The 15,534-nt window shown below is 68.1% G+C and carries 15 protein-coding genes, 4 pseudogenes and 1 riboswitch; of the genes and pseudogenes, 11 read left to right on the forward strand and 8 right to left on the reverse strand.

Going from position 1 to position 15,534, the window contains the following annotated elements:
- Positions 1-15 precede the first annotated feature (15 nt).
- Complete coding sequence (locus HQN59_RS16595) at positions 16-1,785, reverse strand: TonB-dependent receptor domain-containing protein (protein ID WP_246294976.1); 1,770 nt, start codon at positions 1,783-1,785, stop codon at positions 16-18.
- Between the two features lie 146 nt (positions 1,786-1,931).
- Positions 1,932-2,198, reverse strand: a riboswitch (cobalamin riboswitch).
- A gap of 246 nt (positions 2,199-2,444) precedes the next feature.
- Here HQN59_RS16595 and HQN59_RS16600 point away from each other — a divergent pair.
- From HQN59_RS16600 to HQN59_RS26550, 7 genes and pseudogenes are all read left to right on the forward strand, one after another.
- Positions 2,445-2,828, forward strand: a complete 384-nt coding sequence (locus HQN59_RS16600; RefSeq protein ID WP_176070248.1) for a DUF2946 domain-containing protein — start codon at positions 2,445-2,447, stop codon at positions 2,826-2,828.
- 99 nt (positions 2,829-2,927) lie between these two features.
- A complete protein-coding gene (locus tag HQN59_RS16605) occupies positions 2,928-3,218 on the forward strand; it encodes a hypothetical protein (RefSeq protein ID WP_176070249.1) in 291 nt (96 codons plus the stop codon).
- An 86-nt stretch (positions 3,219-3,304) separates the two neighbouring features.
- The gene (locus HQN59_RS16610) at positions 3,305-3,517 is read left to right on the forward strand and encodes a hypothetical protein (RefSeq protein ID WP_176070250.1); all 213 of its coding nucleotides are present in this window, start codon (positions 3,305-3,307) and stop codon (positions 3,515-3,517) included.
- A gap of 1 nt (position 3,518) precedes the next feature.
- Positions 3,519-4,142, forward strand: a complete 624-nt coding sequence (locus tag HQN59_RS16615) for an SCO family protein (protein WP_176070251.1) — start codon at positions 3,519-3,521, stop codon at positions 4,140-4,142.
- A complete protein-coding gene (locus HQN59_RS16620; protein ID WP_176070252.1) occupies positions 4,139-4,636 on the forward strand; it encodes a copper chaperone PCu(A)C in 498 nt (165 codons plus the stop codon). The genes HQN59_RS16615 and HQN59_RS16620 overlap by 4 nt, the downstream gene beginning before the upstream one ends.
- Before the next feature lie 248 nt (positions 4,637-4,884).
- Entirely contained in the window at positions 4,885-5,298 is a 414-nt protein-coding gene (locus HQN59_RS16625; RefSeq protein WP_176070253.1) for a DUF2946 family protein, read from the forward strand.
- 174 nt (positions 5,299-5,472) lie between these two features.
- Positions 5,473-5,991, forward strand: a pseudogene (locus HQN59_RS26550) (TonB-dependent receptor plug domain-containing protein); the annotation flags it as partial.
- A 651-nt stretch (positions 5,992-6,642) separates the two neighbouring features.
- On the opposite strand, the pseudogene HQN59_RS27035 reads toward HQN59_RS26550, so the two are convergent.
- From HQN59_RS27035 to HQN59_RS16645, 4 genes and pseudogenes are all read right to left on the reverse strand, one after another.
- Positions 6,643-6,918, reverse strand: a pseudogene (locus tag HQN59_RS27035) (hypothetical protein); the annotation flags it as partial.
- 81 nt (positions 6,919-6,999) lie between these two features.
- Positions 7,000-7,347, reverse strand: a complete 348-nt coding sequence (gene tnpB, locus HQN59_RS16635; protein ID WP_176070255.1) for an IS66 family insertion sequence element accessory protein TnpB — start codon at positions 7,345-7,347, stop codon at positions 7,000-7,002.
- Positions 7,344-7,778 (reverse strand): IS66-like element accessory protein TnpA, encoded by a 435-nt coding sequence (gene tnpA, locus HQN59_RS27040; protein WP_425342743.1) that lies wholly within the window; start codon positions 7,776-7,778, stop codon positions 7,344-7,346. Before tnpA ends, tnpB begins: the two co-directional genes overlap by 4 nt.
- Positions 7,779-7,876: 98 nt before the next feature.
- Positions 7,877-8,818, reverse strand: a pseudogene (locus tag HQN59_RS16645) (IS1380 family transposase); the annotation flags it as partial.
- A gap of 150 nt (positions 8,819-8,968) precedes the next feature.
- Between HQN59_RS16645 and HQN59_RS16650 the strand changes: the two are divergent.
- Together HQN59_RS16650 and HQN59_RS16655 are read left to right on the forward strand one after the other, a co-directional pair.
- On the forward strand, positions 8,969-10,195 hold the full coding sequence (locus HQN59_RS16650) for a thiolase C-terminal domain-containing protein (protein ID WP_342451232.1): 1,227 nt from the start codon (positions 8,969-8,971) through the stop codon (positions 10,193-10,195).
- Positions 10,192-10,623 carry a Zn-ribbon domain-containing OB-fold protein gene (locus tag HQN59_RS16655; protein WP_342451233.1) on the forward strand — a complete coding sequence of 144 codons (432 nt, stop codon included), beginning with the start codon at positions 10,192-10,194 and terminating at the stop codon, positions 10,621-10,623. Before HQN59_RS16650 ends, HQN59_RS16655 begins: the two co-directional genes overlap by 4 nt.
- Before the next feature lie 383 nt (positions 10,624-11,006).
- Here the strand turns inward: HQN59_RS16655 and HQN59_RS16660 are convergent, their stop codons facing one another.
- From HQN59_RS16660 to HQN59_RS16670, 3 genes and pseudogenes are all read right to left on the reverse strand, one after another.
- Positions 11,007-12,044, reverse strand: a complete 1,038-nt coding sequence (locus tag HQN59_RS16660; protein ID WP_176070258.1) for a porin — start codon at positions 12,042-12,044, stop codon at positions 11,007-11,009.
- Between the two features lie 184 nt (positions 12,045-12,228).
- Positions 12,229-12,399, reverse strand: a complete 171-nt coding sequence (locus HQN59_RS27045) for a hypothetical protein (protein ID WP_425342738.1) — start codon at positions 12,397-12,399, stop codon at positions 12,229-12,231.
- A 204-nt stretch (positions 12,400-12,603) separates the two neighbouring features.
- A pseudogene (locus tag HQN59_RS16670) lies at positions 12,604-13,568 on the reverse strand (IS5 family transposase).
- Positions 13,569-13,664: 96 nt separating this feature from the next.
- Between HQN59_RS16670 and HQN59_RS16675 the strand changes: the two are divergent.
- On the forward strand, positions 13,665-14,564 hold the full coding sequence (locus HQN59_RS16675) for an SDR family oxidoreductase (protein ID WP_246294978.1): 900 nt from the start codon (positions 13,665-13,667) through the stop codon (positions 14,562-14,564).
- Between the two features lie 202 nt (positions 14,565-14,766).
- Entirely contained in the window at positions 14,767-15,528 is a 762-nt protein-coding gene (locus HQN59_RS16680; RefSeq protein WP_176070260.1) for an enoyl-CoA hydratase/isomerase family protein, read from the forward strand.
- Positions 15,529-15,534 lie beyond the last annotated feature (6 nt).

Here is a 15,534-nt window from a genome sequence, read left to right on the forward strand (position 1 = left end):
CGGTGCTTCGGCTGTTCACAGCGACCAGCGCAGCGACACCTGGCCGTTGCGGCCGGCTGTTGCGTAGTTGCGTGCCAGCTCGTACGTTTTGTCGCCGAGGTTGTCGATGCGCGCCTCGAGCGACAAGCCCTTGGTCAGCTGCGTGCTGGCGTACAGGTTGACGAGACCATAGCCGCCCAGCACCTGCGTGTTGGATGCGTTCTCGTAGCGCTGACCGGCGGCCTGCACCTCGGTGCCCACCGTCCACCCGGCCAGCACGGTCTCGGCGCCGAAGGTCGCCAGGCGCTTGGCACGACGCTGCATCACCTTGTCCGTGATGGCATTGCGCGGGTCATGCCAGTCGAGCGAGCCGCGCAGCGTGACGCCGGCCAGCGTGGTTCGACCCGCCAGCGTCACGCCTTGCAACTCGGCTCGGCCGACGTTTTCGTAGCAACCGAAGCTGTTGACGCAGGGGCCGGGCGCGCCGAACACGATCAGGTTGCTGACCTTGTTGCGCCATGCCGTCACGCTGGCTTCGCCGCCGGCCGCAGCCCAGCGCAGGCCCAGTTCCACATTGCGCCCGGATTCGGGCACCAGGCTGGGCACGCCGTACTCGCTGAACCGCTGGAACAGGGTGGGCACGCGGAAGGAGGTGGCCGCCGCAGCGCTCACGCGCCAATCGGGCAGGAACTTCCAGCCCCAGGCCAGGCTGCCGGTGCTCTTGCCGCCGAACTCGCTGACGTTGTCGCGGCGCACGTGCGCCTGCAGGCCGTGGCCGCCGAAGTCGCCGCGCCAGCCCAGGCCGATGGCGTCCTGGTGGCGCTTGCCACCGAAGGCGGCACCGAAGGCCGTGGCCGGGTTGAAGAGCTTGTCCTCCCGGCGCTCCAGCGTGCCGGTCAAGACGTTGGTGCCGACCTTCTGCTCGTGCAGCAGCGTGTAGTCGCTCAGCGTCGTCTCGGTCCGGTAGAAGCTCGGCTGGGTCTCGTAGGTGCTCTTGGTCTGACCGACTTGCAGGCGGGTCGTCGCGTCGGCGTTCCAGCGGCCCTGCCACGCCAGGTTCCCGCTGCGCAGCGTGTGACGGTTCTCGTCGTCGGTCGTGGCCGAGCCGTCGTAGCCCGACTTGAGGTTGCTGGCGAGCAGCGACGCATCTACGCGATGGTCGGCGTTGATCTGGTAGCCCACGCGGCCCTGCACCGAACTGCGCTCCCAGCCGTCCTTGTCGGGGTTGTGGCCGGAGGCGCCAGGCTTCTTGGCGTCGAAGCCGTCGCTGCGGCCATGTGCTGCCGACAGCGAGTAGTTCAGCGCGTCGTCCGAGCCGCTCACGCCGACCTGGCCCTGCGCCGTGTGGTACGAACCCACGGTGAGCGAGGCCGTCGGGCGCGCCGGCCCCTGGCCGCGCTTGGTGAACAGCTGGACCACGCCGGCGACGGCGTCCGAGCCGTAGATGGCGGCCGCAGGGCCGCGCAGGATCTCGATGCGGTCGATCTGGTCGAGCGGGATCTGCTCCCACACCGCACCGCCTGTGGATTGCGAGTCCACCCGAACCCCGTCGATGTAGACGGCCGTATGGCGCGTTTCGCTGCCGCGGATGAACACGCTGGTCGACGTACCCGGGCCGCCGTTGCGCGCGAACTCGACCCCCGGCTGGCGCGCCAGCAGGTCGGCCACGCCGGTGACGCCCGCGCGCGCGATCTCGTCGCGGTCGATGACGGTCAGGTCGGCCAGCACCGTGGACAGCGGCTGCGGCGTCCGACTGGCGGTGATGACCACCTTCTGGAGCGCGGCCGGCGGCGCCGACTGGGCCATGGCGATGGGGGAAAGGGCAAGGGTTGCGCAGGCAGCGACGGCGCGCAGCGCGTGGCCGGAAGACAGTGAAGTCATGACGAGGAAACAGACCAGTCGCGCTCGACCGCTTCCCCGCAGTCCTGCGCCTCACAGCGCACGACCCAGGGCCGTGCGCCACCTCGTTGGCCGGTATCCGGGCTGACGGAGACTACCCGTGACGCCTTCCCAGGTGCCATCGCCCGGGTCCTGACCGGCGATGCGCTCCCAGTGGCCTGTTGTCACGAGCCGGCAAGCCATGGTGGCTTGCCGTCCGCTTACCGTTGCGGGGGCAGCTCAGGTTGGAGATCGATTCGTGGTGAATCGGCCTCCCCCTGATTCCCGTTGAACTGTCTTGGCTGAACACCTCGACGAGCACCAACGCGAATCATCATACCCTTTGTGACAGAGTTGGCTTCCTGACATCGAGCGTCAGCCGCTCACGAACGCTCAAGTTAGCTGACGCCGGCCCGCTCGAGCAGCAGTACTCGATGCGATTCCCAAGCACCGATCCGAACAGTGACTGCCGGCGATGGCACCGGAACATCGTTGGGTGGTTGCAGGTCTGGCCGCCGCTGGTGGGGGCAGTCCTCAACTTGTTCGGGTGTCAGCCGTGCGCAGGCCGACGACTACAATGCATTCCGATGCGCGCATTCCGTGTCCACGCCCGGTTCACCAGCTGGATCGCTGTGCTGGCGATGCTACTGGGCTCGCTCGCGCCATCGGTGACGTACGCCTTGGGATCGTCCATGGGGGCATCGTGGATCGAGATCTGCACGACCCAGGGTTCCAAGTGGATTCGGGCTGGCGATGACGGCTCCGAGCGTGCGCCAGGCTCGGCGCACCCGTTCGAGCACTGCCCCTATTGCTCGCTCAACACGCCCGCGCTGGGTATGCCGCCTGCGGCCATCGCGGCGCATCTGCCGCTGCGACTGGCCCACGAAGTCCCCCAGGCCTTCTTGGCCGCACCGCGCACCCTGCACGCCTGGGCGAGTGCGCAGCCGCGCGCGCCCCCGCTGTTCTCCTGATCGCCTGAACGCTGCGAGGCGCCGGTCGAACTGACCGGCCTTCGCACCCGTCGATCGCCGGGCACTCGCTTCGCAGGCGCCCGGCTGCAGGAGAACTCCGTGAACTTCCTCGAACGCGTCATGCGGGTCATGACGCACCTCAACATCGGGGCTGCGCTCGGCCTGGCAGCATGGGTCGCTTGGTCCGGCTGGCAGGTAGTCACCGGCCAGATCAACCCGTCGATACGGGTGGCGCAAGCCGTGACGCTCGCGAGCCTGACGCATGGCGGCCAGGCGGTGCCGATGCAACTTGTGCCCGTGGGAGCAGGTGGCGCTCAGCTGGCGCCATGCCATGAGCCGCAGCCGGCCTCCCGCGAGTCCGCCATGCCGCTTTCGGGAGAAGACCTGTGAGGTCCGATGCCGACTCCGCTGCCGAACCGCTCGGCGCTGACCAGCGTCGCCGCGTCCGCATCTTCGTGGCACTTCACCTGGGGGCCTTGGCGATGATCTACGCCATCGCATGGTCGGTGGGCGGGGGCTTTGCCGGGCCATCGATGCCTGCACCGGACGCGCTGGCCGCCGTGGCGCAGAAGGCCGAAGCGCCACTGATTCCGGTCACGCAGACCCCGGCGCCGGCTACGTCCGCGCCCGACCCGCTGCCGGCCTGGGCAGAGCGTGTCGAAACCCAGGCGCCCTGGGAGCAACGCTGACATGGCGTGCGCGCTCGGCCGTCATCGCTTCACCTCGGTGAGCCGCCGCGGCGCATTGGCGTTGGCGGCGGCGTTCGCCCTGGCCGCCTGCGACCGACAGCCCGACGACCGGGCGTTCCAGTCGATCGACATCACGGGCGCCGACTGGGGCCGCGACTTCCGCTTGCTGGATGCCGACGGCCGCAGCGTGCAGCTCGTGGACTTCCGAGGCCGCTGCGTGCTGCTGTTCTTCGGCTTCAAGCAATGCCCCGACGTGTGCCCCACGGCGCTGGACCGCGCGACCGACGCGATGCGGCACCTGGGACCGCAGGCTGCGCGGCTGCAGGTCATCGTCGTCACCGTCGATCCCGAACGCGACACGCCGGCCGTGCTGCGCGAGTACCCCCGCGCCTTGCACCCGAGCTTCATCGGGCTGCACGCCGACCTGGCCACCACCGCGGCCACCGCGCAGGCCTTCAAGGTCTTCTACCGCAAGGTGTCTACCGGCGGCAGCTACACGATGGACCACACGGTCACGAGCTACCTGTTCGATCCCAAGGGCCGGCTGCGCCTGGCGGTGAAGCACGAGCAAAGCGCCGCATCGGTGGCCGCCGACATCGCCCGCCTGTCGAAGGAGAACCCATGAACCGTTCGAACGGCTTGCGGCGCCAGGCCTTGTCCAGTCTGGCGGCAGCGCTGCTCGCCGCTTTCGCGTTGCCGTCGGCGGCACATGACTTCAAGCTCGGGCCGCTGCGCATCGACCACCCCTGTGCCACGTCGGCGCCGGCCGGTGCCGCCAACGGCGCCGCCTACCTGCGCGCCATCCGCAACACGGGCGAGGAGCCTGACCGCCTCGTCGGCGCCAGCACGCCGGTGGCGCGCGCGGTGGAGATCCACCGCAGCGTCGTCGATGCCCGGCAGGTGATGCGCATGCGCGCCGTCGACGGCATCGACCTGCCGCACAAGGCCGAGGTGCGGCTGCGCCATAGCGGCGAGCACCACCTGAGGCTGATCGATCTGAAGCAGCCGCTGAAGTACGGCGACCGCCTTCCGATGACCTTGCATTTCCAGAAGGCCGGAGAGCGGGAGGTCACGGTCTGGGTCCAGGTGCCGCGAGAAGCCAGCCCGCATCGACATTGAGCGATGAAGGTCAAGAGAACCGCACGAGGAGGGAGTCGTCATGGTCCAACGAACGCTGCCGCGAGCCCAGGTCCGAGAAACCGACTGCATCGACACGTCGGCGCACTCGGGAAGCGTGGCGGGATTGATCGGCGTCGATCGCATACTGCCTGTACGCGCCGCACATGGCGCGATCGGAGCGTCGTGCATCAGATAACGCGTGAGTCATCAGGCGAGCGTTCCGAACTCCTGGGATCGCCGTTCCCGCCATGAGGCTCGCCTCCTGCCGCCGCCGCTGGGCACGCTGGCTGGCCCTGCTGGCGCTCGTCGCGTCGACCTTCGCGCCGTCGCTGTCCCGCTTCGTCATCGCGGCGACGCTGTCCGGTGGCGACTGGGTGGAGGTGTGCACGCCGCAGGGCATGCGCATCGTGTCGGCGTCGTCGCGCAGTGGCGCCGCAGATGCCGCTGCGTCTTCGGGCTCGCGCGGCGGCTGGATGATCGCCGGCGACGTCTGCCCCTATTGCGGCACCGGCGTGCCCATGCCGGCACCGCCTCCCGCGGCCGGTGCGCGCCCACTTCCGGTCTCGCTGCGCAGCTTCGCCCTCCCGCCTCTCGACGCCCGCGTGGCCCAAGCCCGCCCGCTCACCGCGGCCGCTCCGCGCGGCCCGCCCACATGGTCCTGACGCCGCGACGTCCTTACGACATCGCCCCTGCCAGCGGTTTCGACGCCGACAACGCCGAACGACGTGTCCTTCGTCGTTTCGCGTGTGCCGAGCCGTTCCTCCGAGGGCCCGCGCGAGCGCAGCAGTCGCCTCGCACCCGGCCCCGGCACGCATCGCATCCAGGACCACGACACCATGTCCACTCGCTACCCCCGCATCGCCATCTGCCTCGGCGCGATCGCCACGCTCGCGCTGTCGGCCGCACCGACCATCGCCCAGACATCGGCTTCCTCACCCGAGCGCGACGGCGCCGACCCGGCTGCCTCGCCCGAACGCACACTGCAGCGCGTCGAGATCACCGGCACCGCTTCGCCCAAACTCGACGCGCGGCCCACCACCTCCTCGCGCCTGCCAGTCACCCTTCGCGAGACCCCTGCCAGCGTGGCCGTCATCGACCGCGAGGCCATCGACGCCATGGGGGCGCTCAACACCCAGGACGTGTACAAGGCCGTGCCCGGCGTCACGTTCTCCAGCCAGCCCGGTGCCTCGGGCTCGGCCTTCTATCGCGGCTTCGGCGCCGCGAGCCTGTCCCAGCTGTACAACGGCATCACGGTCCAGTACGACGCCATCGCGGCGCGGCCCGTGGATGCCTGGATCGTCGACCGCGTGGAAGCCATCGGCGGCCCCTCGAGCTTCCTGCACGGCAGCGGTGCCGTCGGCGGCACGATCAACGTCATCACCAAGATCGCGGATGTGCGAGGCGACGAGACCTATGGCCGGGCCATGGCAGGCACGCAGCGGCAGCTCGCCGCCAGCGTGCAGCGCGGCTTCGGCGCTGGCCCGGGCGACGGCCACGTGCTGCGCGCCGACGTGAACGCCACCCAGGGCACGCACCCGGCGATGGGCGACGACCGCAAGAGCTGGCAGCTTTCGGGGTCGTGGCGCGCGGCCCTCACATCGGACCTCGGCCACACGCTGGCCGTCGAACGCCAGCACGAACGCGTCGACCAGCCCTACTGGGGAACGCCCCTGCTGCGCGACGCAGCCAATGCCGTCGTCGGCGCGGTGTCGATCGACCCGCGCACGCGCGAGGTCAACTACAACGTGCTGGACGGCAAGTACCAACAGGATGTCACCTGGGCGCGCTCGATCATCGAGTGGCAGCTCGCGCCCGGGCACGTACTCCAGTTGCTCGGCGACGTCCCGCCCGATCTCGCGCAGCCGGCCGCCGCACTCGGCGCAACCACAGGCCTGACCTGCGGCATCGCGATGGGCCTCGGTGGTCTCCGGTCGGTGGATGTGCGCCTCGCGCGGCAGGTGAGCCGGCAGGCTGCGGTCCGCCGCAGAACTGTTGGCCGCCGGCGACACGGGGGCCGAAGTGGCTCGCCCTTGCGCACGTCCAGCAAGATGTCCATCCAGTACTTCACCTTCCAGCAGGGTGCCTTGCGCGCTCTTAACGCCCTCGGTGAAGCGCTCGCTGGCGCTGCCGAACAGCATGCGGTTGCGCCGAGCGACCTGCAGCTTCAGTTTCTGCACCAGCAGCTTGAGCATGTGGATCTCAGCGTCGCGCGCCTGCACCACAAGGCGCAGCGCCTCGGCGCTGTCCTCAGGCGGTGGGGGTGGCGCGGCGTCTTGCGGCATGGGTTCACTGTGCCCAGTGGCGCAGGCCCTGCGCACCCGGGGGTTCCCCGAGGTCAGTTCATACAGTACTCGGCCGCGCGCTCAGGCGGCCAGTTCGGGCGTGTACGTTCGTGCGGGCATGCGCCAGTCGATGCCCTCCAGCAGCATGGACAGCTGCGCCGGCGTCAGCGACACGCTTCCGGAGGTGGCCTGGGGCCAGACGAAGCGGCCACGCTCCAGGCGCTTGGACAGCAACACGAGGCCCTGGCCGTCGAACCACAGCACCTTGAGGATGTCGCCGCGGCGGCCACGGAAGACGAAGACGTGGCCGCAGAAGGGGTTGGCGGCCAGTGCGGTCTGCACGAGTGCGGCCAGACCATCGAAGCCCTTCCTCATGTCGGTGTGCCCGGCTGCGATCCACACCCGGGTGTTCGTCGGCACGCCGATCATCGCGAGCCCAGCAGCTCGAACACGCAGCGCAGGCTGGCCGGGTCGATGGCACCGCGCAGACGGATGCGGGCAGCGCCGACCTCGATCTCAATGCTGCCGGAGGTCGAGGGGGCGGCCGCGGGGCGCGGGGCAGTCGGGGAAGATGAGGTGGCCGCGGAAGCCGCGCCCGGCGCAACGACCTCCACGGGCAGCAACACGGCCGTGCGCTCACCCGCGCTCGATGCTCGGCAGGTGACGGCTGGGACGGCCAAACGCAGGTGCGCGCGCCGCCAGGCGAACAACAGGTTGGCGTTGATGCCGGCCTCCAGCGCAATGGCCGACACCGATACGCCAGGCTCAAGGCTGCGTGCGACCAACTCACGCTTGAACGCGATGCTGTGGGCGCGGCGACGCCGGCGGGTCGAGATCTTCGTGTCGGCCATGATGTGCATTGCCAAGTCTTGATGCACACCGTCCCAGGTGCGCAGGATCACGCGATCCTGCTGACTGCCTCGCCGTCGCGCCAGAGGGTACTGGGGCCACGCTTACCCACGAAGCGCGGGTTGGTACCCTGGTCCCCGTACTCCAGCCGCGTGATGACGCGCCGCTCGTGGCTCCAGCTCTTGGCCGCATAGCTGAACTCACCGATCAGCCGCTGCTTCGATCCGCTGGCCTCGTAGGCATCGGCCAGGCAGGCCTCGGCCACCTCCACCGCCGCGTTCAGCCGCGCATTGCGCGCCAGCCCGACGATGTAGCTCACGTCCGAGCGCTCGCACCATTGCAGGAGCCGGCGGCGGCAGAAGCCCGAGTCCGCGCGCACGATGAACCGGGTGTTCGGCCAGGCCTGGCGCAGTCGCGTGACGATCAGCTTGATCACCGCCGCCGCATGCTTGACGCCATCGATCTTGCTGGGCCGAAGAACGCACGCCAGCAGCGCCTGGCCGCAGAACACGTACAGCGGCAGGTAGCAGTGATGGTCGTAGTAGGCGTGGAATTGCGACAGCTCCTGCTGGCCGTGCAACGGCACGTCCGAGGCGTCGATGTCGAGCACCAACTCCTCGGGCGCCTTGGCGTGACTAAGCACGAATTGGTCCAGCAGCACGCCATGCAGCGCCACGGCCTGTGCACGGGTGGCCCGGTTCTCCAGCCGGCTGAAGGTCGGCGCCGAGGCCAGGGCCTCATCGCGGCCGACGGCCGTCTGCATCAGAAGATCGTCGCGCAGTGTCTTGTGATCGTTGAGGTCCTCGTAGCCGCAGCACAGGCCGTACAAGCGCTGCGCGAGCATCTCGCGCAGGCCATGGCGGATGCGCTCGGGATCGCGCGGATCGGGGATCGCCGCCGCGGTGGCCCGGCTCAACCCCAGACGCTCATCGAGCTGACACAACAACAGCAAGCCACCGTCGCTGCTGAGATCTCCTCCGGTGAAATCGGCTTCGATGACGCGCCGACCATTGCGCCCGAAATCGACCTTCGCGTGCGTACACTTTGGCATCGGCAGTCCTCGGTTGTCATAGGGGGTAAGAGTCCTATGTCAACGCGCCTCGGCACGAGGCTGCCGACCTACTGCCCGTGAAATATCCGGGCTAACGCGGTCGCGTAACAAACGAACGCTTGTTAGGTATAGAATTCCGTCGAGCAAGCAGTGCAAAGCGCACGGAGGTCGACGGCCATGGCTTTGAGTGGGTCAACGTCAGCAACGCGAAGTTTGCGCGGACGATCCGCGATCACCGGGGCGGGGCGATCGGCGGTGGGCCGGGTGGAGGGCCGCAGCGTCATGGCCCTGGCGACCGACGCCGCTCAGGCGGCACTGGCCGATGCCGGGCTCGATCGTGGCGCCATCGACGGCGTGCTGACGAGCGTTGCCTTCGCGGCTCCGTTCCACCGCTTCAGCGTGGCCTTCAGCGAGTACTTCGGCATCGCCCCGACGTTCTCGAACACACTGCAGGTGTCCGGTGCGACGGCGGCGACGATGTTCAACATGGCCGCGGCGGCGATCACGGCGGGCCTGGCGAACAACGTACTCGTGCTCGGCGCCGACAGCCTGCTGACGGGGCTGTCCCCCGACTTGGCGCTGCGCTCGATGACCGAGAGCCGCGACCAGCAGTACGAGATGCCGTTCGGAATCCCGGTCGCGAACACCTTCGCGATGACAGCGCACCGGCACATGAAGGAGTTCGGCACCACGTCCGAGCAGTTCGCGAAGGTCGCCGTTATCCACCGCGAGCACGCGATGCGCACGCCCGACGCGCAGATGACCATGCCGATCACGGTCGAGGACGTGCTGAACTCTGGTTGGGTGACCACGCCATACCACAAGCTCGATTGCTCGCTCATCTCAGACGGCGCCGCGGCGTTCGTCGTAAGTGCCGCTGACCGTGCTGCCGCGGGTCGAAGCAAGCCGATCTACATCCTCGGTGGTGGCGAGTGCTACACCCACGAGCACATCTTCCTGATGCCGTCGCTGACGACGACCGGCGCCGTTCAGTCCAGCGCGCGGGCGTATGCGATGGCCGGCGTGGCCCCGCGCGACATCGACGTAGCCGGTGTGTACGACTGTTTCACCGGGACGGTGGTGATGATGCTCGAGGACCTGGGGTTCTGTCCAAAGGGTGAGGGCGGGCGCTTCGTTGACGACCGCCAGATCACCTACGGCGGGAGCATCCCGATCAATACGCACGGCGGTCTGCTGTCGTTCGCCCATCCGGGCATGCCGGGTTCCCTGTTGCACTTCCTGGAAGTGGTCGAGCAATTGCGCGGGCGTTGCGGGGAGCGGCAGGTGGCGGGTGCCGAACTCGGCCTCGTGCATAGCCTGGGCGCCGGCTTCGCCACGCAGGCGACCACCATCCTCGGCACGGAGGCCACGCTGTGAGACGCATTGACCCTAGCGAGGCACACATCAAGCCGCTGCCCACACCTGACGCCGACTCGCAAGCCTACTGGAACGCCATGAAGGAAGGCCGGCTACTGCTGCAGCACTGCGGTAGCTGCGGCCATATTCAGTTGTACCAGCAGGCGGTCTGCCGGCGGTGCCTCGGCGCGCAGCTGGTTCACCGGCCCGCGAGCGGTCGCGGAAAAGTCCACTCGTTCAGCGTGGTGCACCGGGCTCCGGGCCCGGCTTTCAAACAGGACACGCCCTATGCCGTGCTGCTGGTCGAGCTCGAAGAAGGGCCGCGCATGATCAGTTCGCTGGTCGATGAGGACCCGATGTCGATCGACTTCGACGCATCCGTCGAGCTGGTCTGCGAACCAGCCGGCATGGGCGCTGTATTACCGCGGTTCCGGCGGGCGAATCGATGACTCGTGGAGCACTCGGCATGTGCGGCGACGCTTCGGGACGCAAGTCCGGGGCTACCGAGCCCGTCCGGCAGTTGCTGGAAATTCGCTTTCGCATCGACGTGCCATTTCCGGGTCGGGCGCTGCAAATTCCGTGTGGTTCTGACGGACGAGTCGAGCTCGATGCGCTGGACGATGTGTGCCGGCAGGACTATCCTCTTCGCGCGCATTCTCGAGAGGCTGGGGCGCGCCAATAGCCGGATAGTCGGCGACACCTCGATGCCTTCGCCGCCATGACTCGAACCGCAGGGGTCGAGCGACGAAAAGAAAGACGGCGGGAGCGAGTCCCGCCGCCGAAAGGGTTGCCGGTCAAGAGACCATCAACCTAGGAAATCGTTCATGATGGCCTAGAAGGAGTGGCGCACCCCTGCCGCCAGGCCGTACACCTTGTCATTCGCGACAGTCACGCCGGAGTTCCACAGCGGCAGTACCGCGATGTCCTTGTTGTTCACATGTCCGAGCATCGCGAACAGCGCCGTCCGGCGAGACAGCAGGTAGTCGGCGTTCAACACCACCTGCTTGGACGAATTCGAAGAGGCGGAATCCTTGAGGTTCCAGTACTGCGCAGCGACGGTCAGCAGCGGCGTTGCCTTGAAACTCGCGCCGACGGTCCAGAACTTCGAGTCTCGGAAGCCTACGACGCGTTCGTCGTTGTTGACATCGTCGAACGCGACATGGACCTTGAACGAGCCGAAGTTGTAGGACCCCGACAGGATCATCCACTTCACCGCATCGCCAGCGAGGTTCTCGTCGCGCTGGTAGCTGAGCGAGATGGCCAGCGGTCCGTCGTTGTAGCCTACATTACCGCCGACGTTGCGCCCCGTCACGCCTTCCCCGAGCGCGACGTGTGCGGAGAAGTCGATAGGGCCGAACTTCGGACTGTCGTAGCGGATCTGGTTGCTGTTCCAGAAGTCGTTGCTGATACCCTGCGCCGCCAGGTTTGTCGCCATGCCCGTATTGATGCCGGAGGGCGTCGCGCTCACCGTCGCGGCCTGCTTGATCACCGCGGCGGTGTAGTTGCGCCCGAAGGTGACTTCACCGAAGCCTCCGCGGAGACCGACATACGCATTGCGCCGCCAGAACGCAGGCGTGGTGGCGGAAGCGCAGGCTGCAGCCACGTTACATGCCCCCGAAGCTGCGCCGCCAGCTACCGAACCGTTCTTCGCGTCGAGCGGAGACTCCAGGTTGAAGAAGGCCGCCAGGCCGCCGCCGAGGTCTTCCGTGCCCCTGACGCCAAAGCGCGACGAACTGCCCGTGTCCGAGTTCAGCCGGAACTGGCGGTCGTCGGCCGTGTTGGTGCGACTGACCATCGCGGGCGCGATATCAATCAAACCATAGAGGGTAACGCTCGATTGGGCCTGCGCCGCCAGCGAGGCGGTCGCCATCAGGCTGCCAAGAAGAATGTTGTGTAGTTGAGGTCGGTGGAAAGCCTTGCGGTGTGGCTTACATCACAAGTCGGCTACCAAACGTATGTTAGACAGCATCGCTCGCGCTGAACTGCGGGCTTTCCCGCGGACGGTGCTGAAAGGCGGTCGGACTTCGAAACCGTGGAGCCGCCCTGTTCGGGGACTACTCGCGCTGCAGGCCGGCGGCGCTAGCGGCGGCCGCGTAGCGCCGCATCTCTCCGCTCATGAAGTTCGCGAACTGCTCGGGCGTGCCGCCGACTGGCTCGACGCCCTTGGCCAGCAAGGTCTGGCGCATGCCGTCGGCCTGCAGGCCGCGCGTGACGGCCTGGGCCAACTTGTCCAGGATGGGCCTCGGGGTGCCGGCGCGGCCAACGAGGCTAAGGACAGTCTGCACAACCCTGCTTTCGAGGCGAGGCGAGGCATGGCGGGGGCGGATCGTGTCGTGATGTGGGATCGGCAGGCCTTTTGACGGCGCTTTGCGGCGTGAGGCAGGCGATTTCAGCCCGCTCAGCGCCATTGCGCCGCGTCGCAGGCGCACTCATCCCCGCGCTCCCAGCACTTCCCGCCGGACCATCCACAGATTGCTCAAAGCGAACAGCATCGTCAGCCGCGCGGTGTTCTTGGACAGGCCACGGTAACGAACCTTCGCATAGCCGAACCGCTGTTTGACGACCCGGAACGGGTGCTCGACCTTGGCCCTCTCGCTGGCCTTGAGTTGTTCGGCCTTCTCCAGCATCCTGGCCCACTTGTGGGTCGTGTTCAGCGCCCTGCGTTTGCCCGGCTGCATACCTACGAACCAGGTGGGGCCCTGGGCCTCGGGCGCTTGTCCACGCCGCGGTAGCCAGCGTCGCCGAAGGCGGCTGGCTCTTGGCCGTGCAGCAGCGCACCGGCCTGCGTCACGTCGTCGACGTTGGCCGCCGTGCCGATGACCGTGTGCGCCAGTCCCGACTCGGCATCCACCCCGAAGTGCGCCTTCATGCCGAAGTGCCACTGCTTGCCCTTGCGGGTCTGGTGCATCTCGGGGTCGCGCTCGCCCTGCGTGTTCTTCGTCGAACGCGGCGCAGCGATGATGGTGGCGTCCACCACGGTGTCGGTCTTGCGCATCAGGCCGTGCTGCGCCAAACCTGCGTTGATGGTGGCCAGCACCTGCGGCGCGAGCTCTTGCTTCTCCAGCAGATGTCGGAACCTCAGGATGGTGGTCTCGTCGGGCATGCGGGCTGCACCGTCCAGGCCCACGAAGCGGCGGTACAGCGGGCGCTCGTGCAACTCCTCCTCCATGGCCGGATCGCTCAGGTTCCACCACAGTTGCAGGCAGTGGATGCGCAGCATGGTCTCAATGGGAAATGGCGGTCGTCCGCCCAGCGCCTGATGCGCGCCTCGGGCATGTGGCTGATCAACGCGACCAGCGCAGCCCAAGGCACGACCCTGGTTCATCTCGTCGAGGAAGACCTCTTTGCGGATCTTCTTGGGCAGCGGGTTCAGGCCAAACGTCATCTGATCCATGCCCCGCATCGTCATGCGCCATCACGCAGCGCACCAGTCGGAATGACCAGAGGTCTTGCAGACTTTCCTTAGTCATTCGGCCCTTTGGAGGAGATTATGCAAGGCCGCTCAATCTTCCGGTCGTCCAGCTGGGCGGCCTTCTCGCTGCTTGCGGCGGCGGCAACGATTGCCGCCCACCGCAATGGCCTGCCGCGACTTCGTCGGCAAGACCATCACGGGTGCGGCCGTGCCGGCGGCCGGTCGCACAATGCGAAGATGCGATCAGGCAGCGCGAGCCACTGCCGTGTCCGATCGAACGAGGAGATGAATGCCGTGGAACCCGAAAGCCTGGAAGGCCGGCGCGTGCTGGTGACCCAATCGACGGTCTTCGTCGGCCCTGTGCTGTGCGAGGTGCTGGCCGCGCGCGGCGCTGAGGTCGTCGCCAACGACGAACGGCTGGACGCCCCCGATGCAGCCGAGCGCGTCGTGCGGGACGCCGGCACCATCGACGCGCTGGTGATCAACCTGGGCATTCCGGCCGCCGGCACGCTGGCCGCCGAGGTCGGCGACGCCGAGTGGCGCGAGGCCTTCGCGGCGATGGTGGATCCGCTGCCGAGGCTGGCGCGCACCGTGCTGCCACAGATGATCGCGCGCCGCTCGGGCAAGATCGTGCTGCTCGGCAGCGCGGCCGCCCTGCGCGGGCAGAACCGCGCGTCGTCCTACAGCGCGGCCCGGGGCGCGCAGCTTGCCTGGGCGCAGGCCGTGGGCGCCGAAGTTGCGCGCCACGGCGTGCAGGTCAATGCGCTGGCGTTCAATTTCGTCGACACGCCCACCTACTTCCCGCCTGAGGTGAAGGCCAACCCGCGCTTCCAAGAGCGCCTGAAGCGCGAGGTGCCGCTGGGCCGGTTGGTCGGCGCGCGCGAGGCGGCCGGGTTCGCCGCGCACCTGTGCAGCGCAGCCGCGGACTGTTTCGTCGGCCAGGTCTTCTCGGTCAGCGGCGGCTGGGTCGCGCGGTAGCGGCAACGGCCATCGCGCCCGCCACCCGTTGGGTGGTGCGGATGCCGTGGGCCGGATGCGGATTGACCAACAACCGAACGTTTGTTAGTCTGCGCATTCGGGTGCCGCGCCGTCCGCGCGGCACGTTGTTGTCCCAAGGCGATGGAGTACAGCGCCAGCCTGTCGGGCGGCGCGAGCGTCGCCGCCCACGCGGGAGCATCGCATGCGCATCGGCAGCGTCGAATTCGAGAAAGTGGGTCGCATCGCGGTCCTCACCCTGGACGAGCCGACCAAGCTCAACGCCATCTCGCTGGGCATCCGCCAGGGCCTGACCGAGGGGCTGGCGAGGATCGACGCCGACCCCGATGTTCGCGTCGGCATCCTCACCGGCCGCGGCGACAAAGCCTTCTGCGCTGGCGCTGACATCAGCAGCTTCCCTGAGACGCCCGAGCAGGCGCGCGACTTCATCGCCGGCGTGCTGCCGGTGCTCGAGGCGCCCGAGCGCTGCCGCAAGCCGCTGATCGCCGCGGTCAACGGCATCGCCTTCGGCGGCGGCTTCGAGCTGGCGATCGCCTGCGACTTCATCCTCGCCTCCGAACGCGCCAGGTTCGGGGTGCCCGAGATCCAGCTCGGCCTGCTGCCCGGCTTTGCGCTGCTGCGGCTGCACCAGATCGTCGGGCGGCCGAAGGCCAAGGAGATGAGCATGCTCGGCGAGCCGATCTCCGCCGCCGATGCGGCGGCGCTGGGTATCGCACTGCGCACGGTGGCGCCCGAGAAGTTGATGGACGAGGCGATGGCCTTCGCCGAGAAGCTGGCCGCCAAGCCGCAGATGGCGCTGCAGATGGCCAAGTCGTTCTACAACAAGGGCATCGGCGGCGACGACATGCGCTATGCCATCGACGCCTTCCCGTTCCTGTTCCAGACCGACGACGTGAAGGAAGGCGTGGCCGCCTTCCGCGCCAAGCGCAAGCCCGTCTTCAAGTGACCGGTC

It is taken from the genome of Rhizobacter koreensis, from assembly GCF_013366375.1.
GTDB lineage: Bacteria > Pseudomonadota > Gammaproteobacteria > Burkholderiales > Burkholderiaceae_C > Schlegelella_A > Schlegelella_A koreensis.